Here is a 15,226-nt window from a genome sequence, read left to right on the forward strand (position 1 = left end):
CCTCCTCAGGCGTTCGCCGCGGCGTGGATCGCCTCGCGCACCTGCGCGAAGGTTCCACAGCGGCAGATGTTGGTGATGGCGTCGTTGATGTCCTGGTCGCTTGGCTTCGGATTGTCCTTGAGCAGCGCCGCGACGGCCATGATCATCCCGCTCTGGCAGTAGCCGCATTGCGGAACGTCGTTCTCGAGCCAGGCCTGCTGCACCTTGTGCAGGCCATTGTCCGCCGCGAGGCCCTCGATGGTAGTGATCTGCTTGCCGACGGCTTCCGAGACGGTCACGCCGCAGGAGCGCACGGCGCTGCCGTCGAGATGCACGGTGCAGGCGCCGCATTGTGCGATGCCGCAGCCATATTTGGTGCCGGTCAGTCCGGCGTTCTCGCGGATCGCCCACAGCAGCGGCGTGTCCGGCTCGACGTCGAGATCAAAAACTTTGCCGTTAATCGTCAGGTTTGCCATCGCAGATCCCTTTCGTTCAACTCGCCAGTTGAACTGATGGGCGCACTGTGGCGCGAAGGTTGGAATCCTTCAAATCAAGAATATGCGTTTGGGGCGCGGAAGATCTGTGATGGGTCGGGGTTGGAGTTTGCTCGAACTCATCAGCCTCGCGGCGGCGCCACCGCCAGCCGCAGGAAACTCATCACGCTGCCGAGCGCCGCAAAGCCCGCGCCGAGCGCCAGCGCCATGGTCGCGCCCTCGCGACCGGCCAGGCTGAAGCACAGCGCCGCCAGCGCCGCGCCCGTGGTCTGGCCGGTCAGCCGCGCCGTCGCGACGATGCCGCTGGCGCCGCCGCTGCGATGGGGCGGGGCGCTTGACATGATGGCCTTCATATTCGGTGCCTGGAAGAAGCCGAAGCCGATGCCGCAGATCAGCATCCGCCAGACGATGTTCGGAATGCTCGGGTTCTCCGGCAGCGTGGCGAGCAGCGCCATGCCGGTTCCGAGCATCACGAGGCCGATGCCGCCGAGCAGGCCGGCGGGAAAGCGATCGGACAGCCGCCCGGCGATCGGGGCCATGATCGTGACGGCGAGCGGCCAGGGCGTCATGAAGAAACCGGTCTCGACCTGCGAGCGCTGCAATATGTCCTCGAAGTAGAACGGCAGCGACACGAAGCCGAGGCCTTGGACTGCAAACGAGCACACCGCCGTCGCCGCCGACAGTGCGAACACGCCGCGGCGGAACAGGTCGATCGGCAGCATCGGCGCGGGATGATCAGCCTGCCGCCGCGCGAGGATGATGCCGAGCACCAGCGCGCCGACCAGTTCGGCCACGACCATGGCCGGTGTCGCGCCATGCGCGGCGCTACCGATGCCGGTGATGAAGAGACCGAGGCACAGCGCGGCGAGGCCGGCGCCGAGGAAGTCGAAGGCGTGCTCGGCGCGCGGCGTCTTCGGCAGCATCTTCATGCCGATGGCGATTGCGATGAGGCCGAACGGCAGGTTGATCGCGAACAGCCACGGCCAGGAGCCGAGCGAGAGAATGGCCGAGGCGATCGTCGGCCCGAAGGTGAAGGAGATGCCGACCACCAGCGCATTGTGGCCGAGCCCGCGCCCGAGCATCTTGCCGGGATAGATATAGCGCACCAGCGCGGTGTTGACGCTCATGATGCCGCTGGCGCCGAGCCCCTGCAATGCGCGGGCGATCACCAATGTCGGCAGCGACCAGGCCAGCGCGCAGCCGACCGAGGCCAGTGTGAACAGCAAGAGGCCGCCGAGATAGATGCGCTGGTGGCCGACGATCTCGCCGAGCGCCCCGAGCGGCAGCAGGGTGGCGACGAGGGCGATCTGATAGATGTTGACGACCCAGACCACCTCGGCCGGCGAGACGTGGAGATCATTGGAGATCGACGGCAGCGCGATGTTGGCGATGGCGACGTCGAGCGAGGCCATCGACAGCGCCGTGAAGATCGCCGCGATCGCCCAGGGCCGTTGGCTGGCTGGCAGGCCATCGGCGCCGTCGCCGGCGAGCTTCGAAGCGTGGTGGCGGTTGGACATGGGGACCTTTTGGGCCTTTGGTGAGCGCGTCTCGGATGAGCATGTACACGGGGGCGGGTGAGAGCCCCAGCCGTCGCTGGCGCATGGCCGTATGCGTCAGGCTGCAACGCGAGGTGGCCCATGCAGAAGGAGCTAACCCCGTCTTGCTCCGTCATTCCGGGGCATTCGCGCGCAAAACGGCGCAGCCGTTTTGAAGCAGCGCGAACGAGCCTGGAATCCATAACCACGGACGGAGGTGGGGCGCGAGACGCCCACCACCAGCCTGCCTCACACGATGTCCTGAGGGTATGGGTTCCGGGCTCGTGCTGCGCTTGCGGCCGACTGCGTCGGCCTCAAGCTCCGCGCGCCCCGGAACGACGCGGGGGAGAGTGCGGTCCGCGTGCTCATGGCCTCGCCGGCGGCATCGTCACGGTGCTGACGCGGCCATCTATTTCGACTATCTTCCGATACAAACTGGCCAGCAAGGCAGAACAAGGCAGGGAGCCCACGAGGAGATCAATGAGCACAGTCAAAGACGCTCTGGCGCAGAAGAGTGGCGCCCTCATCCATGTTCGGTCCCGCGACATGGTCGTCGAAGCCTTGCGCCAGATGCGCGACCATCGGGTCCGGTCGGTGCTGGTCATCGACGACGACGTGCTGGTCGGTATCGTCACCCAGGGTGACTGCGCCATCAAGGTGCTGCTGCCTGGGCTCGATGCGAAGGAGACGCCGGTCGGCCAGGTGATGACGGCCAACCCGGTGACAGTCAGACCGGACCACCGGCTCGACAGCTGCATGGCGATGATGTCCCAGCGCGGCTTTCGCCATCTGCCGGTGCTGAACGCGGGCAGGGTGGTTGGCGTGATCTCGATCGGAGACGTCGTCAAGAACATCATCCGGGATCTGGAGCACAACGTCGACGACCTGATGGGCTACATCATGAAGGACGGCCCAGGGGGCTGACAGGCGACCGGTGTCCGCTGATGACCACAGCGGATTCTGGTGGGGCAACAACGAGTGTCCTTGCGCAGACGTCCCGCTTCAGAGGTCGAAGACCGTAGGCGGATGCGATGCGTCGCACGGCGTCGGCCGATCCTGCTCGCCTTCAATCAAGCCCGGCGCGGAAACCAGCACAGAGCGTTCGGACGACGTTGCGAGCCATTTGCTCGCTCGGAAGATTGGCTGCAGCCGCAGCTGCGACGTGAGCGGGATGAACGAAAACAGTGACTGCATCTCGTACGACGCCGGCTGCAGCATCAACATCGTCGACCTTTATTTCACCGCGTCTTTTCGCGTCAGCAAGAATGCGGGCGATGAGCGACGTCATGGCCCGAGAATAGGCCGCGATGATCTCCGGCCTCTCCTCCACGATGCGACGGTACAGCCCGTAGACTTCTGGATCGGCAGCGAAGCGCTCGCGCTTGCGTGCGTGCAGCGCAAGCACCATGCCCTCTATCCGCTCTGCGAAAGGTCCTTCAGCCTCCGCGAAGCGAGCAGCCATTTCTTCCTCATCACGCATGGCCTCGATGACCAGGGCATCGAAGAGGTCAGCTTTGGAGCGGAAGTGGCGATAGATCGTCGTGTGTGACGTGCCCATGGCTCGGGCGACATCGACAACGTTGGTCTTGGCTTCGCCATGACGTCGCACCTGGTCACGTGCGGCATCGAGGATCTGCGCCCGAAACGAATTTTCGTCGTCAGGGGAAGGGGTTGTGGGGTTGGAAGCCTTCGATTTCATGGTCATTTCACAATAGCGATGCGTGCCTGAATACGCAAACCAACAAAATATGAAATATGTTCGTTGACTTTTGAACGGGCGGCCATCAAGGTTGGACATCAACCGAAGAGGTCCGTCATGACTGCCGCTGCTTCATCGCCCCGCCCTCCGCGCCTCGCGCTTGTCACTGGTGGCTCAGGCTATGTCGGAAGTCGCCTGATCGCGCGTCTTCTCAGCGAGGGTTGGCAGGTGCGCGCGCTCGCCCGCAGCGCCGACAGCGGGGCGAAGGTGAAGAGCCTCGGAGCGAGTCCCGTCCCCGGCGAACTCAACGACGAACAATCGCTGCGACAGGCGATGGATGGGTGCGAGGTCGTGTTCCACGTCGCCGCGCATTTCAAGCTTTGGGGGCAGCCGAAGGTGTTCGATGCGGTCAACGTCGAAGGGACGCGCTCGGTCGTCAACGCTGCAGCTGCGACGACCAGCGTGCGCCGCGTGGTCGCAGTGAGCGCTGCGGCCGTTGTCATGGGTGATCCCGAACCCATGTTCGATGTCGACGAGAGCCTCCCTCTGCAGACGCGCGCGTTCTCGCCTTATGGATCATCGAAGGCCGAAGGTGAGCGCGCCTTGCTTGCCGCCAACGGCGCGAGGCCAGGTCTGGAGACAGTCGCACTGCGGCCACCGTTCATTTGGGGCGGCGAGATGCCGACCCTTGATCACATGGTGCAGACGGTCCATGCCGGCCGATGGCAGTGGGTCTCCGGCGGCGAACAGGCCATGTCGAGCTGTCATATCGACAATCTGTGTCATGCTCTGCTTCTCGCCGCAGACGCGGGTCGGGGCGGCCACGCCTATTTCGTCGCGGATGCCGAGCGGAGCACTTTGAAAAGCTTCATTTCATCACTGCTTGCCACGCGCGAGGTGACTGCACCGGACAAGGCGATCTCGTTCAGGATGGCCTGGATCGCCGCTGGCATCATGGGCGCCGCGTGGCGTGGACTGCGCATGAAGGGCGAGCCGCCGATTACGCGGCAAATGTTACGCCTTATCGGCCAGCCGTTCACAATCAGCATCCGAAAGGCTCAAGCCGAGTTGGGCTACACGCCGCAGATCACGATGCACGAAGGGCTGTCCGCGATGCGGAAGACCCAGCCAAAGTTCGCTGGTGCGTATGCCCCACAGGTCGAACGCCGCGCGAGCGTTGCCTCGTGACGACCTTATCAGGCCGTCTCGGTGCCTGCTTGTCGGAAGTCCCGTTATCGAAGTCCTGCCGCCTTCGCGCGAGCGTGCTGCCGCCGCGCGCGTCTGCACGGACCAACACCTACGATCAAGGACCGCCAAATAGCCTGACCAGGCCGGACGTCAGCTGCCCCTGATCTAACCGAACGTCCAAGTCGCTGTGCAGAGCTAAGCGCCGACCGGGCGCGCCAGCCGCTCGATCGTCTGGTTATGCCGCGTCAGCAGCTCGCACGCATGACCGATCTGCCGCTCGCGCAGCGCCTGCAGGATCAGGCGGTGATCGCCGTTGCTGCGCGGGCGCCACCCGGCGGTGCGGGCCATGGTGAGCACGAGGCGCGAATTGGCGAGACGCAGTCCGTCGAGGCTCGCGAGCAGGCGCGGCATCGCGCAGGGCGCAACCAGCGCGCGGTGGAAGGCGCGGTTGGCGGTCTCGAATTCCTGGATGGTCTCGGCATTGTCGCCCTCGATCAGCGCGAGTTCGATCGCGGCGAGATGCGCCGGCGTGTAGCGCGGCGCGGCATTGCGCAGTGCCACCACTTCGAGCGCGACGCGCATCTCGACGATCTCCTTGGTGGACTTCGCATCGAGCGGCGCCACCCGCACGCCGCGCCGGGGCGCTGCGACCACGAGATAGAGCGCCTCGAGCTGCCGGAACGCCTCGCGCACCGGCACGTGGCTGGAGTTGAACTCGCGCGCGATGTGGTCCTGCCGCAGCGGCGCGTCCGGGAGCAGGGCGCCGCTGACGATGCGTTCGGTGATCGCTTCGGCGATGCGATGCGCCGTGGTGACGTTTTCGTCCTGCATGATGATAGATTATCTATCAAAAAACCTGATGCGGGGGAAGCTGCGGTATCCTACGGTCTGAGCTGGACGACTTTCATAGATAATATCTATGAAAATCTATAATTTGGAGTATGAACATGGCCGAGGTGAGCCGCTCGTCGTCGCAGCAGATCGAGCATGGCGACGCTGTGCGTCATGATTGGACGAGGGACGAGGCCGAGGCGCTGTACGGCCTGCCGTTTCCGGACCTGATGTTTCTCGCCCAGTCCACGCATCGCCGGCATTTCGATCCGACCCGGCTGGAGACGGCGAGCCTGCTCAGCATCAAGACCGGCGGCTGCCCGGAGGATTGCGGCTACTGCTCGCAGAGCGCGCATTACGACACCGGGCTGAAGGCGACCAGGCTGATGGACCATGATGCCGTCGTGGCGACCGCGCGGCGCGCGAAGGCCGCCGGCGCGGAGCGCTTCTGCATGGCCGCGGCCTGGCGCAGCCCGAAGGACCGTGATCTCGACCAGGTCTGCGACATGGTCAGCGCGGTGAAGGGGTTGGGCATGGAGACCTGCGTGACCCTGGGCATGCTGACGCCGCCGCAGGCGCAGCGGCTCAAGCAGGCCGGGCTCGACTACTACAACCACAACGTCGATACCTCGCCCGAGTACTACGACCGCATCATCACCACGCGGACCCTGCAGGACCGCATCGACACGCTGGCGCATGTGCGCGAGGCCGGCATCAAAACGTGCTGCGGCGGCATCATCGGCATGGGCGAGGAGGTCGAGGACCGGCTCGGCATGCTGGTTCTGCTCGCCAATCTCGCCGCGCACCCGGACAGCGTGCCGATCAACATGTGGAACGAGGTCAAGGGCGTGCCGGTCAACGACACGGCGGCGCGGCCCGACGGAATCGCGCTGGTGCGGCTGATCGCGGTGGCGCGGATCATGATGCCACGGAGCGTGGTGCGCCTGTCCGCCGGCCGGCAGTATATGAGCGACGAGCTGCAGACCCTGTGCCTGCTGGCCGGCGCCAACTCGATCTTCATCGGCGACGTGCTGCTGACCACGGCCAATCCGCTGGCCGCACGCGACGCGGATCTGCTCGCGCGGCTCGGCATGACATCGTCCTTGTCGGCGCGCGCCGGCACCAGGGGCGGAGGCCACGCCGCCGACGTTTCGCCCGCGGCCTGATCCGAACATCTCATCAGCATCACGACGCGCGCGGCTTGCCGCGTGGTGCCGATCCTTGCCGTCGACCGACCGAGGGGCGCAGCGATGACCATGCCTTCGAACAGATTGGCGATCTATGCCGACGGTCTCCAGGCGCTCGCGGCCGATGACCGGCTGCGACGGCTCGTGCCCAGGTCGGGTCTGGATTTCTCCTCCAACGACTATCTTGGCCTCGCTCAGTCGCCGCGTATCAAGCGCGCGGTCGCCGCGGCCATGGAGGCGGGCACGCCGGTCGGCGCCGGCGGCTCACGGCTGCTGCGCGGCAATTGCGCGGAGCACGAACGGCTCGAGGTGGAGGCGGCGCGGTTCTTCGGCGCCGACGGCGCACTGTTCTTCGGCTCTGGCTACGTCGCCAATTTCGCCGTGCTCACGACGCTGCCGCAACGTGACGATCTGCTGCTCCTCGACGCGCTCGTCCACGCCAGCACCCACGAGGGTGCGCGCGCCGGCCGCGCCGAGATCTGTCAGTTCACCCACAACGATGCGCAGGCCGCCGAGGATGCGATCATGATCTGGCGCCGGGACGGCGGCGTCGGCCGGCCCTGGATCGTCGTCGAAAGCCTCTACAGCATGGATGGCGACATCGCGCCCTTGGATGATCTGATCGCGGTGGCTGAACGGCACGACGCCTTCCTGTTGATCGACGAGGCGCATGCGACCGGCGTGCTCGGTCCGCAGGGGCGGGGCCTTGCCGCCCGGTTCGAAGGCCGCGACGACACGGTCATCGTGCACACCTGCGGCAAGGCGCTGGGCGCCGCGGGCGCGCTGGTCACGGCGCATCGCATGCTGCGCGAGACGCTGGTCAACCGCTGCCGTCCCTTCATCTTTGCCACGGCGCCATCGCCGCTGATGGCTGTGGCCGTCTTGGAGGCGCTGGCGATTCTGCTGGACGAGCCGGAGCGGCAGCAGAGGCTGGCGCAACTGGTGACGTTCGCGCATCGCGAGATCGCCGCGCGCTTCGGCCGGACCTGGTCGTCCTCTCAGATCATCCCCTACATCGTCGGCGACAATGCGCGGGCGATGGTTCTTGCCGGCGGCCTGCAGCAGCGCGGCTTCGACATCCGCGGCATCCGGCCGCCCACCGTGCCCGCCAGGACGGCGCGTCTCAGGCTGTCACTGACCTTGAACGTCGACGAGGCCGCGATCGCGGCGCTGCTCGACGCGCTGGTCGAGCTCGAAGGAGAGCAGCGATGGCGCAGCGCATCGTAGTCACGGGCACCGACACCGGCATCGGCAAGACCGTGTTCGCGGCCGGCCTGACGGCGCTGCTCGGCGCCCGCTATTGGAAGCCTGTGCAGGCTGGCCTTGCCGAGGCGACGGACTCGCGCCGTGTCCAGCAGCTCGCCGGGCTCGCCGACGACCGTGTGATCCCCGAACGCTACCGATTGGCCACGCCCGCCTCGCCGCATCTGGCGGCGCGCCTCGACGGGATCAGCATCGATCCGCTCCGCCTCGATCCGCCCGACTCGGGCGACGTGCCGATCGTGATCGAAGGCGCCGGCGGCGTCATGGTGCCGCTCGACGGCGACACGCTGTATCTCGACGTCTTCGCCCGCTGGCGGTGCCCGGTGGTGCTGTGTGCACGCACCAGCCTCGGCACCATCAACCATTCGCTGCTGTCATTGGCGGCGCTGCGCAGCCGCGGCATCGACATGCTCGGCGTGGCCTTCGTCGGCGACGCCAATCCCGACGGCGAGGCGACGATCTGCCGTCTCGGCGCGGTCAAGCGTCTCGGCCGCCTGCCCTGGCTCGCGCCGCTCACCGGCTCCTCGCTGCAGCGGGCCTTCAGAGACGAATTTCGGCGGATGGACTTCGAGCGATGACAGGCGCGGCTTCACCGATCTGGCATCCATTCACCCAGCATGCACTGCAGCCGCAGATGACGCCGATCGTGCGCGGCGAGGGCGCCTATCTCCATGCGGCCGACGGCCGGCGCATCATCGACGCCATCGCCTCGTGGTGGGTGGTCACGCATGGTCATTGTTGTCAGCATATCGTGCGCGCGATCCAGGCGCAGGCCGAACGGCTGGATCAGGTGATCTTCGCCGGGCACACCCACGAGCCGGCCGAGCAGGTCGCCGCAGGCCTGCTGGAGCTTGCGCCAGCCGGCCTGGCGCACGTGTTCTTCTCCGACTCCGGGGCCACCAGCGTCGAGGTCGCGCTGAAGATGGCGCTCGGCTATTTCAGGAACATCGGCGCGCCGCGCACGCGCCTCGTGGTGATGCAGCATTCCTATCACGGCGACACCATCGGCGCGATGTCGGTCGGTGCGCGCGGCGTGTTCAACGCCGCCTATGAGCCGCTGCTGTTCGACGTGGCGGTCGTGCCGTTTCCGGCTCAGGGCCGCGAGCAGGCGACGCTCGATGCGCTGGCCGCGATCTGCGCCCGGGATCGTCCGGCGGCCTTCATCGTCGAGCCGCTGGTGCTCGGCGCCGGGGGCATGCTGATGTACCCGCCCGCCGTGCTGCGCGAGATGCATCGGATCTGCCGTGCGTTCGGCGTGCTGTTCATCGCCGACGAGGTGATGACCGGCTGGGGCCGCACCGGGACGCCGTTCGCCTGCGCGCAGGCGGACATCGCGCCCGACATCGCCTGCTACGCGAAGGGGCTCACCGGCGGCACGCTGCCGCTCGCGGTGACGCTCTGCAACGACGCCATCTTCGAGGCGCATCTCGCGGCCGATCGCGCACGAACCTTCTTCCATTCCAGCTCGTACACCGCCAATCCGATCGCGTGCGCGGCGGCATCAGCCAATCTCGAGCTGTGGCGCCAGCCCGAGACGCCGGCGCGGGTCGCCGCGGTCGTGGCAGCGCAGCAGCGTTGCCTGGCCCGCTTCCGCTACGATGAGCGTTTCTCCGATCTCCGGCAGTGCGGCACCATCACGGCGCTCGATCTCCATGCCGACGAGCCCGGCTATCTCGCCGAGGTCGGGCCGAAGCTCCAGGCGTTCTTCCGCGACAGCGACGTGCTGCTGCGGCCGCTCGGGCACACGATCTACGTGATGCCGCCATATTGCGTCACGTCGGATGATCTCGATACGATCTATTCGGCGATCGACGCGGCCGTCGATCACGTGCTCTGAGGAGTCGTTCCGCCGGGCGCAATTTGCGCTTCACGAGTCCCCGCATTAGCATCGTACGAACGAAGTTCGTTGCGGGGAGGAGGCAGTCATGAACGCACCGGCCGGCGGTGGCAGCGCCAAGGAGACCAAGGAGGCCAGCCTGGCCGTCAGTGCGGCGCAGCAGGCGACGCTGGAGACGCTGCCGTTCGACGACACCGCCGATTTCGACGATGCCGCGCGCGGCTTTCTCGGCACCATCGACCAGGCCAAGGTCACGACGGCGCAGGGGCGCAGCGTCTGGAGCCTCGAACCCTACGGCTTCCTCGACGCCGAGGATGCGCCGCCGACCGTCAATCCCAGTCTGTGGCGGCAGGCGAAGCTGAACATGCATCACGGCCTGTTCGAGGTGGTCCCCGGCGTCTACCAGGTGCGCGGGCTCGACATCGCCAACATGACCTTGATCGAGGGCCGCACCGGCGTCATCGTCGTGGACACGCTGACCTCGATCGAGGGCGCGCGCGCTGCGCTCAATCTCTACTATCAGCATCGCGGCACGAGGCCGGTCATGGCCGTGATGTTCACGCATACCCACACCGATCATTGGGGCGGCGCCCGCGGGGTGGTGGATGAGGACGCCGTGACCAGCGGCCGCGTGCCGCTGATCGCGCCCAACCTGTTCATCGAGCACGCCGTGTCCGAGAACATCATCGCGGGTCCCGCGATGTTGCGCCGGGCGCAGTATCAGTTCGGGCCGCTGCTCGCGAAAGGTCCCAGGGGGCATGTCGATTGCGGGCTTGGCAAGACGATGGCGGCGGGCGGCGTGGCGTTGCTGCGGCCAAATGATCTGATCATGGCGACCGGCGACACCAGGACCATCGACGGCGTCAGCTTCGAATTCCAGATGGCGCCGAACAGCGAGGCGCCGGCGGAGATGCATTTCTTCGTGCCGCGCTACAAGCTGTTGAACCTCGCCGAGAACTGCACGCACAACTTCCACAATCTGCTGCCGTTTCGCGGCGCCGACGTGCGCGACGCGCTGGCGTGGTCGAAATATCTCGGCGAGGCCCTGCAATTATGGGGCGGCAAGGCCGACGTGATGTGCGGCCAGCATCACTGGCCGGTCTGGGGCGCCAGCCGCATCGACGGCATGATCCGTGAGCAGCGCGACCTCTACAAGTTCGCGCACGACCAGACCCTGCGGCTGATGAATCACGGCCTGACGGCAAATGAAATCGCCGAGCAGATCACGCTGCCGAAAAGCCTTGAAGGCGCATGGCACGCGCGCGGCTATTACGGCCACATCCGCCACAATGTGAAGGCGATCTATCAGAAATATCTCGGCTGGTACGACGCCAACCCGGTCAATCTCGATCCGCTGCCGCCGGTCGAAGCCGGCAGAAAGTACGTCGCCTATATGGGCGGCGCGGAGCCTCTGCTGGCACGGGCGCGCGAGGACTTCGCGAAGGGCGAGTTCCGTTTCGTGGCGCAGGTCGTCTCTCATCTCGTGTTCGCCGAGCCCGACAACGCCGAGGCCCGTGCGCTGCTCGCCGATACGCTGGAGCAGCTCGGCTATGCCGCCGAAAGCGCGACCTGGCGCAACGCCTATCTGTTCGGTGCGCAGGAGCTCCGTCACGGCATGCCGGAGGTGCCGGCACGTCCGGGCATGCCGCGCGAGACCTTGGCCGCGTTGCGCACCGAGCAATTATGGGATGTGCTCGGCGTGCGCCTGAACGGACCCAAGGCCGAGGGCAAGCACATCGTCCTGAACTGGACCTTCACCGACACCGGCGAGCGCTTCATGCTCACCTTGCAGAACTGCGCGCTGACCTATGCCGTGGGGGTGCAGGCTTCCACGGCCGACGCCGGCTTCACCCTGGCGCGCGCCACGCTTGACGAGATCATCGCCAAGGCGACGACCTTTCCGGAAGCCGTCGCTGCCGGCAAGATCAGCTTCGTGGGCAATCCGATGCGGCTCGCCGAACTGATGTCGCTGATGGACGAGTTTCCGCGGATGTTCGAGATCGTCGAGCCGAAGCGCGCGAAGGTGACTTGAGAAAGACGGAGGAGGTCGGCCCGTCCGGTCACCGACCTCCGTGATGCGTCGATCATTCCGCGCTGCTGACCAGCCGGATGCGCGGCTCGGCGCGCTCGATCAGACGGCGGTAGGCCGCGAGATAATCAAGCGCCATGCGCCGCGCGGTGAAGCGCTGCTCGAACCGCTCGCGCACGCCGGCGCGGCTGAGATCGCGGAGGCGGCCCACGGCGGCGACGGCGCTGAGCTCGTCCTCGACGACGAAGCCGGTGACGCCGTCGTCGATCACCTCGGGAACCGAGCCGCGGTTGTAGGCGATGACCGGCGTGCCGCAGGCCATCGATTCGATCATCACCAGGCCGAATGGCTCGGGCCAGTCGATCGGCAGCAACAGCCCGAGCGCGCCGGACAGGAACTCCGGTTTCTCGTGGTCGCCGATCTCGCCGATATACTCGACCAGCGGGTTGCCCCGGATCAGCGGAGAGATCAGCTGATCGAAATAATCCTGATCGGCGCGATCCACCTTGGCGGCGATCTTGAGCGGGATGCCACAGCGCATCGCGATCTTGATGGCGCGGTCGACGCCCTTCTCCGGCGCGATGCGGCCGAGCACCGCAAGATAGCTCGGCGTCACCGGCCGGGGCATCAGCAGCTGCTCGGGCAATCCATGCAGAACGGTGCGCACCCAGTTGGCATTCGGCACCGGGCGGCGCTGCGAGTCGGAGATCGAGATGACGGGAACATCCTTGAACATGGCGAACACCGGCTGATGTTCCGGCAGATCGAGCCTGCCATGCAGCGTGGTCAGGAACGGGGTCGGTTGCCGGTGGAACAGCGAGAACGGGTAGTAGTCGAGATGGAAGTGCAGGATGTCGAATTCTTCATCGTCGCATTTCTGGCGGACGCTCTCCAGCATCACCATGTGCAGCGCGTTCGGGTCTCTGACGGATCCGTCCAGGCGCAGCGCCTTCGGCCATGTCGGAGAGAGCTTCGCCGAGGTTTGCGAATCGCCGCTGGCGAACAGCGTGACGTCGTGACCGAGGGCCACGAGCTCCTCGGTCAACCAATGAACGACCCGCTCAGTGCCGCCGTAGAGCTTCGGAGGCACGGCCTCCGTCAATGGAGCAACCTGCGCAATGCGCATCTCACCGTCTCCTGTTCGTGATCATGGATGAAGCCCCCAATCGGCACCGGCACTGCCGCAGCGGGAACGTGGTCGCAGTGGTGAAGTTCCGGTGCTGCGATCACTCTTTCTTCGACACAACGTGTTCCCACGCGTCTCATTGATGCCCGCATCGTCTTCGAACCCGTTCGGCACGCGATCATGCAGATGCAGCAGGGCGGCTGTGCCGATACTCCGGGGAACCGAAGAAACCAGGCCCCGTTCATCTCGCCGCAGCGGGTGTGTTGCGAACAGTCGTACGGGACAGACATGGATCAGCTATCAGGCTACGCGCACCGGCCCTTCCCCTTCGTGATGCGCTATCTGCGCAAACGTCAGGCAGCTCACATCGTCATTCTGACATCGGTCGCCGGTGCCGTTGCCTGTTCGGTAGGCACGCAATATGGCGTGAAGTTCCTCGTCGATAGCCTCTCCGCGGGCGTGCGCGGCAGCAGCAGCGTGTGGTCGGCCTTTGCATTGCTGATCGCCTTGATCGCCACGGACAATATTCTGTGGCGCGTCGCGAGCTGGATCGCGAGCTTCACCTTCGTGGGCGTGACCGGCGACCTTCGTCGCGACATCTTCCGTCATCTCACGGGACATTCTCCCAGCTACTTCGGCGATCGCCTGCCGGGCATGTTGTCGAGCCGCATCACGGCGACGTCGAATGCCGTGTTCACGGTTGAGAACATGTTCGTCTGGAACGTGCTGCCGCCATGTCTCGCGACGGTGGCGGCGATCTGCCTGATTGGAACCGTCAGCGGTCCCATGGCCATTGGCCTGCTGTTCATTGCGGCCATGATGGTCATGGCGATGTTCCGGCTTGCCGCTGCTGGCAAGCCGCTGCATGATGATTTCGCCGACAAGGCGGCGATGGTCGATGGCGAGATGGTCGACGTGATCTCGAACATGCCGCTGGTGCGCGCGTTCTGCGGTCTGCGCCACGAGCATGATCGGTTCGATGCGACCGTCGACAAGGAGCTGGAGGCGCGCGGGCGCAGCCTTCGCTACCTCGAGAAGCTGCGCATCCTGCACGCGACGGTGACGATCGTGCTGACGGTGGCGCTGATGGCGTGGGCGATCTCGCTGTGGCAGAGGGGCGGAGCGACGACAGGGGATGTCGTTCTGGTCTGCACGCTCGGCCTGTGCATCCTCAATGCGACGCGTGATCTGGCCGTGGCGTTGGTCGACGTGACCCAGCACGTCGCGCGCATGAGCGAGGCCATCGCAACCCTGTTGCAGCCGCACGAGCTGCGCGATCACCCCGAGGCCGAGCCACTGGTCAAGAGCGGCGCGGCCATCGCCTTTCACGACATCACCTTCCATTATCCCGGCGGGCACAAGCTGTTCGAGAACTTCTCGCTGCGCCTGCAACCGGGCCAGCGCGTCGGCCTTGTCGGGCAATCCGGCGGCGGCAAGTCGAGCCTGTTCACGCTGTTGCAGCGGTTCCACGATCCGCAAGCCGGCCGGATCACGATCGACGGCCAGGACATCGCCAAGGTCACGCAGCAGAGCCTGCGCGAGGCGATCTCGGTGGTGCCGCAGGACATCTCGCTGTTCCATCGCTCGATTCTGGAGAACATCCGCTACGGCCGGCCGAGCGCGACCGATGACGAGGTGCTCCGGGCGGCCATCGCGGCGCGCTGCGACTTCGTCGACACGCTGCCCGAGGGATTGCAGACCATGGTCGGCGATCGCGGCGTCAAGCTGTCCGGCGGCCAGCGCCAGCGCATCGCGATCGCGCGCGCGTTCCTCAAGGATGCGCCGATCCTGCTGCTCGATGAGGCGACCGCGGCGCTCGACAGCGAGTCCGAGGAGGCGATCCGGGAAGCGCTGAGCCGTCTGATGCGCGGCCGCACCGTGATCGCGATCGCGCATCGACTTGCGACCTTGCGCAATTTTGATCGCGTCGTGGTGCTCAAATCAGGCACGATCATCGAGGATGGCGCGCCCGACCGGCTCATGCAGGGCGAGGGTCCGTATCGGGAACTGGTCACTCAGGAGATCGACCGGCTCGCCAAGTTCGCCGCCTGACCGTTC

The 15,226-nt window shown here is 66.0% G+C and carries 13 protein-coding genes; 8 read left to right on the forward strand and 5 right to left on the reverse strand.

Features of this window, described 5'->3' with window-relative positions; genetic code table 11:
- Positions 1 to 5: 5 nt before the first annotated feature.
- Together QX108_RS20465 and QX108_RS20470 are read right to left on the reverse strand one after the other, a co-directional pair.
- Positions 6 to 455 (reverse strand): (2Fe-2S)-binding protein, encoded by a 450-nt coding sequence (locus tag QX108_RS20465; RefSeq protein WP_315719070.1) that lies wholly within the window; start codon positions 453 to 455, stop codon positions 6 to 8.
- A 140-nt stretch (positions 456 to 595) separates the two neighbouring features.
- Positions 596 to 1,990, reverse strand: a complete 1,395-nt coding sequence (locus QX108_RS20470) for an MFS transporter (RefSeq protein WP_315782738.1) — start codon at positions 1,988 to 1,990, stop codon at positions 596 to 598.
- A gap of 498 nt (positions 1,991 to 2,488) precedes the next feature.
- On the opposite strand from QX108_RS20470, the gene QX108_RS20475 reads away from it, so the two are divergent.
- The gene (locus QX108_RS20475; protein ID WP_315719072.1) at positions 2,489 to 2,932 is read left to right on the forward strand and encodes a CBS domain-containing protein; all 444 of its coding nucleotides are present in this window, start codon (positions 2,489 to 2,491) and stop codon (positions 2,930 to 2,932) included.
- A 142-nt stretch (positions 2,933 to 3,074) separates the two neighbouring features.
- Here QX108_RS20475 and QX108_RS20480 read toward each other — a convergent pair whose 3' ends face one another.
- Positions 3,075 to 3,806, reverse strand: a complete 732-nt coding sequence (locus QX108_RS20480) for a TetR/AcrR family transcriptional regulator (RefSeq protein ID WP_315782736.1) — start codon at positions 3,804 to 3,806, stop codon at positions 3,075 to 3,077.
- Positions 3,807 to 3,824: 18 nt separating this feature from the next.
- On the opposite strand from QX108_RS20480, the gene QX108_RS20485 reads away from it, so the two are divergent.
- Positions 3,825 to 4,895 carry an NAD-dependent epimerase/dehydratase family protein gene (locus tag QX108_RS20485; RefSeq protein ID WP_315782734.1) on the forward strand — a complete coding sequence of 357 codons (1,071 nt, stop codon included), beginning with the start codon at positions 3,825 to 3,827 and terminating at the stop codon, positions 4,893 to 4,895.
- 195 nt (positions 4,896 to 5,090) lie between these two features.
- Here the strand turns inward: QX108_RS20485 and QX108_RS20490 are convergent, their stop codons facing one another.
- Positions 5,091 to 5,726, reverse strand: a complete 636-nt coding sequence (locus QX108_RS20490) for a GntR family transcriptional regulator (protein WP_315719075.1) — start codon at positions 5,724 to 5,726, stop codon at positions 5,091 to 5,093.
- A gap of 116 nt (positions 5,727 to 5,842) precedes the next feature.
- On the opposite strand from QX108_RS20490, the gene bioB reads away from it, so the two are divergent.
- From bioB to QX108_RS20515, 5 genes are all read left to right on the forward strand, one after another.
- The gene (gene bioB / locus QX108_RS20495; RefSeq protein WP_315782732.1) at positions 5,843 to 6,892 is read left to right on the forward strand and encodes a biotin synthase BioB; all 1,050 of its coding nucleotides are present in this window, start codon (positions 5,843 to 5,845) and stop codon (positions 6,890 to 6,892) included.
- Positions 6,893 to 6,982: 90 nt separating this feature from the next.
- On the forward strand, positions 6,983 to 8,140 hold the full coding sequence (locus tag QX108_RS20500) for an 8-amino-7-oxononanoate synthase (protein WP_409998536.1): 1,158 nt from the start codon (positions 6,983 to 6,985) through the stop codon (positions 8,138 to 8,140).
- The gene (bioD, locus tag QX108_RS20505; RefSeq protein ID WP_315782728.1) at positions 8,122 to 8,754 is read left to right on the forward strand and encodes a dethiobiotin synthase; all 633 of its coding nucleotides are present in this window, start codon (positions 8,122 to 8,124) and stop codon (positions 8,752 to 8,754) included. Before QX108_RS20500 ends, bioD begins: the two co-directional genes overlap by 19 nt.
- Entirely contained in the window at positions 8,751 to 10,013 is a 1,263-nt protein-coding gene (locus tag QX108_RS20510; RefSeq protein WP_315782726.1) for an adenosylmethionine--8-amino-7-oxononanoate transaminase, read from the forward strand. Before bioD ends, QX108_RS20510 begins: the two co-directional genes overlap by 4 nt.
- A gap of 88 nt (positions 10,014 to 10,101) precedes the next feature.
- A complete protein-coding gene (locus QX108_RS20515) occupies positions 10,102 to 12,045 on the forward strand; it encodes an alkyl/aryl-sulfatase (protein WP_315782724.1) in 1,944 nt (647 codons plus the stop codon).
- A gap of 52 nt (positions 12,046 to 12,097) precedes the next feature.
- On the opposite strand, the gene QX108_RS20520 is transcribed toward QX108_RS20515, so the two are convergent.
- The gene (locus tag QX108_RS20520; RefSeq protein ID WP_315782722.1) at positions 12,098 to 13,168 is read right to left on the reverse strand and encodes a glycosyltransferase family 4 protein; all 1,071 of its coding nucleotides are present in this window, start codon (positions 13,166 to 13,168) and stop codon (positions 12,098 to 12,100) included.
- 288 nt (positions 13,169 to 13,456) lie between these two features.
- Between QX108_RS20520 and QX108_RS20525 the strand changes: the two genes are divergently transcribed.
- A complete protein-coding gene (locus QX108_RS20525) occupies positions 13,457 to 15,220 on the forward strand; it encodes an ABC transporter ATP-binding protein (RefSeq protein ID WP_315782720.1) in 1,764 nt (587 codons plus the stop codon).
- The last annotated feature ends 6 nt before the right edge of the window (positions 15,221 to 15,226 follow it).

Origin of the sequence: Bradyrhizobium sp. SZCCHNR1002 (genome assembly GCF_032381435.1) — a bacterium.
Classification (GTDB): Bacteria; Pseudomonadota; Alphaproteobacteria; order Rhizobiales; family Xanthobacteraceae; genus Bradyrhizobium; species Bradyrhizobium aeschynomenes.

Excerpts from the sequence above, each read along its gene's own strand:
- QX108_RS20465 (WP_315719070.1), bottom strand. The coding sequence starts at position 455 with ATGGCAAACCTGACGATTAACGGCAAAGTTTTTGATCTCGACGTCGAG.
- QX108_RS20470 (WP_315782738.1), bottom strand. The coding sequence starts at position 1,990 with ATGTCCAACCGCCACCACGCTTCGAAGCTCGCCGGCGACGGCGCCGAT.
- QX108_RS20475 (WP_315719072.1), top strand. The coding sequence starts at position 2,489 with ATGAGCACAGTCAAAGACGCTCTGGCGCAGAAGAGTGGCGCCCTCATC.
- QX108_RS20525 (WP_315782720.1), top strand. The coding sequence starts at position 13,457 with ATGGATCAGCTATCAGGCTACGCGCACCGGCCCTTCCCCTTCGTGATG.
- bioD (WP_315782728.1), top strand. The coding sequence starts at position 8,122 with ATGGCGCAGCGCATCGTAGTCACGGGCACCGACACCGGCATCGGCAAG.
- QX108_RS20480 (WP_315782736.1), bottom strand. The coding sequence starts at position 3,806 with ATGTCCAACCTTGATGGCCGCCCGTTCAAAAGTCAACGAACATATTTC.
- QX108_RS20510 (WP_315782726.1), top strand. The coding sequence starts at position 8,751 with ATGACAGGCGCGGCTTCACCGATCTGGCATCCATTCACCCAGCATGCA.
- QX108_RS20490 (WP_315719075.1), bottom strand. The coding sequence starts at position 5,726 with ATGCAGGACGAAAACGTCACCACGGCGCATCGCATCGCCGAAGCGATC.
- bioB (WP_315782732.1), top strand. The coding sequence starts at position 5,843 with ATGGCCGAGGTGAGCCGCTCGTCGTCGCAGCAGATCGAGCATGGCGAC.
- QX108_RS20515 (WP_315782724.1), top strand. The coding sequence starts at position 10,102 with ATGAACGCACCGGCCGGCGGTGGCAGCGCCAAGGAGACCAAGGAGGCC.
- QX108_RS20485 (WP_315782734.1), top strand. The coding sequence starts at position 3,825 with ATGACTGCCGCTGCTTCATCGCCCCGCCCTCCGCGCCTCGCGCTTGTC.
- QX108_RS20520 (WP_315782722.1), bottom strand. The coding sequence starts at position 13,168 with ATGCGCATTGCGCAGGTTGCTCCATTGACGGAGGCCGTGCCTCCGAAG.
- QX108_RS20500 (WP_409998536.1), top strand. The coding sequence starts at position 6,983 with ATGCCTTCGAACAGATTGGCGATCTATGCCGACGGTCTCCAGGCGCTC.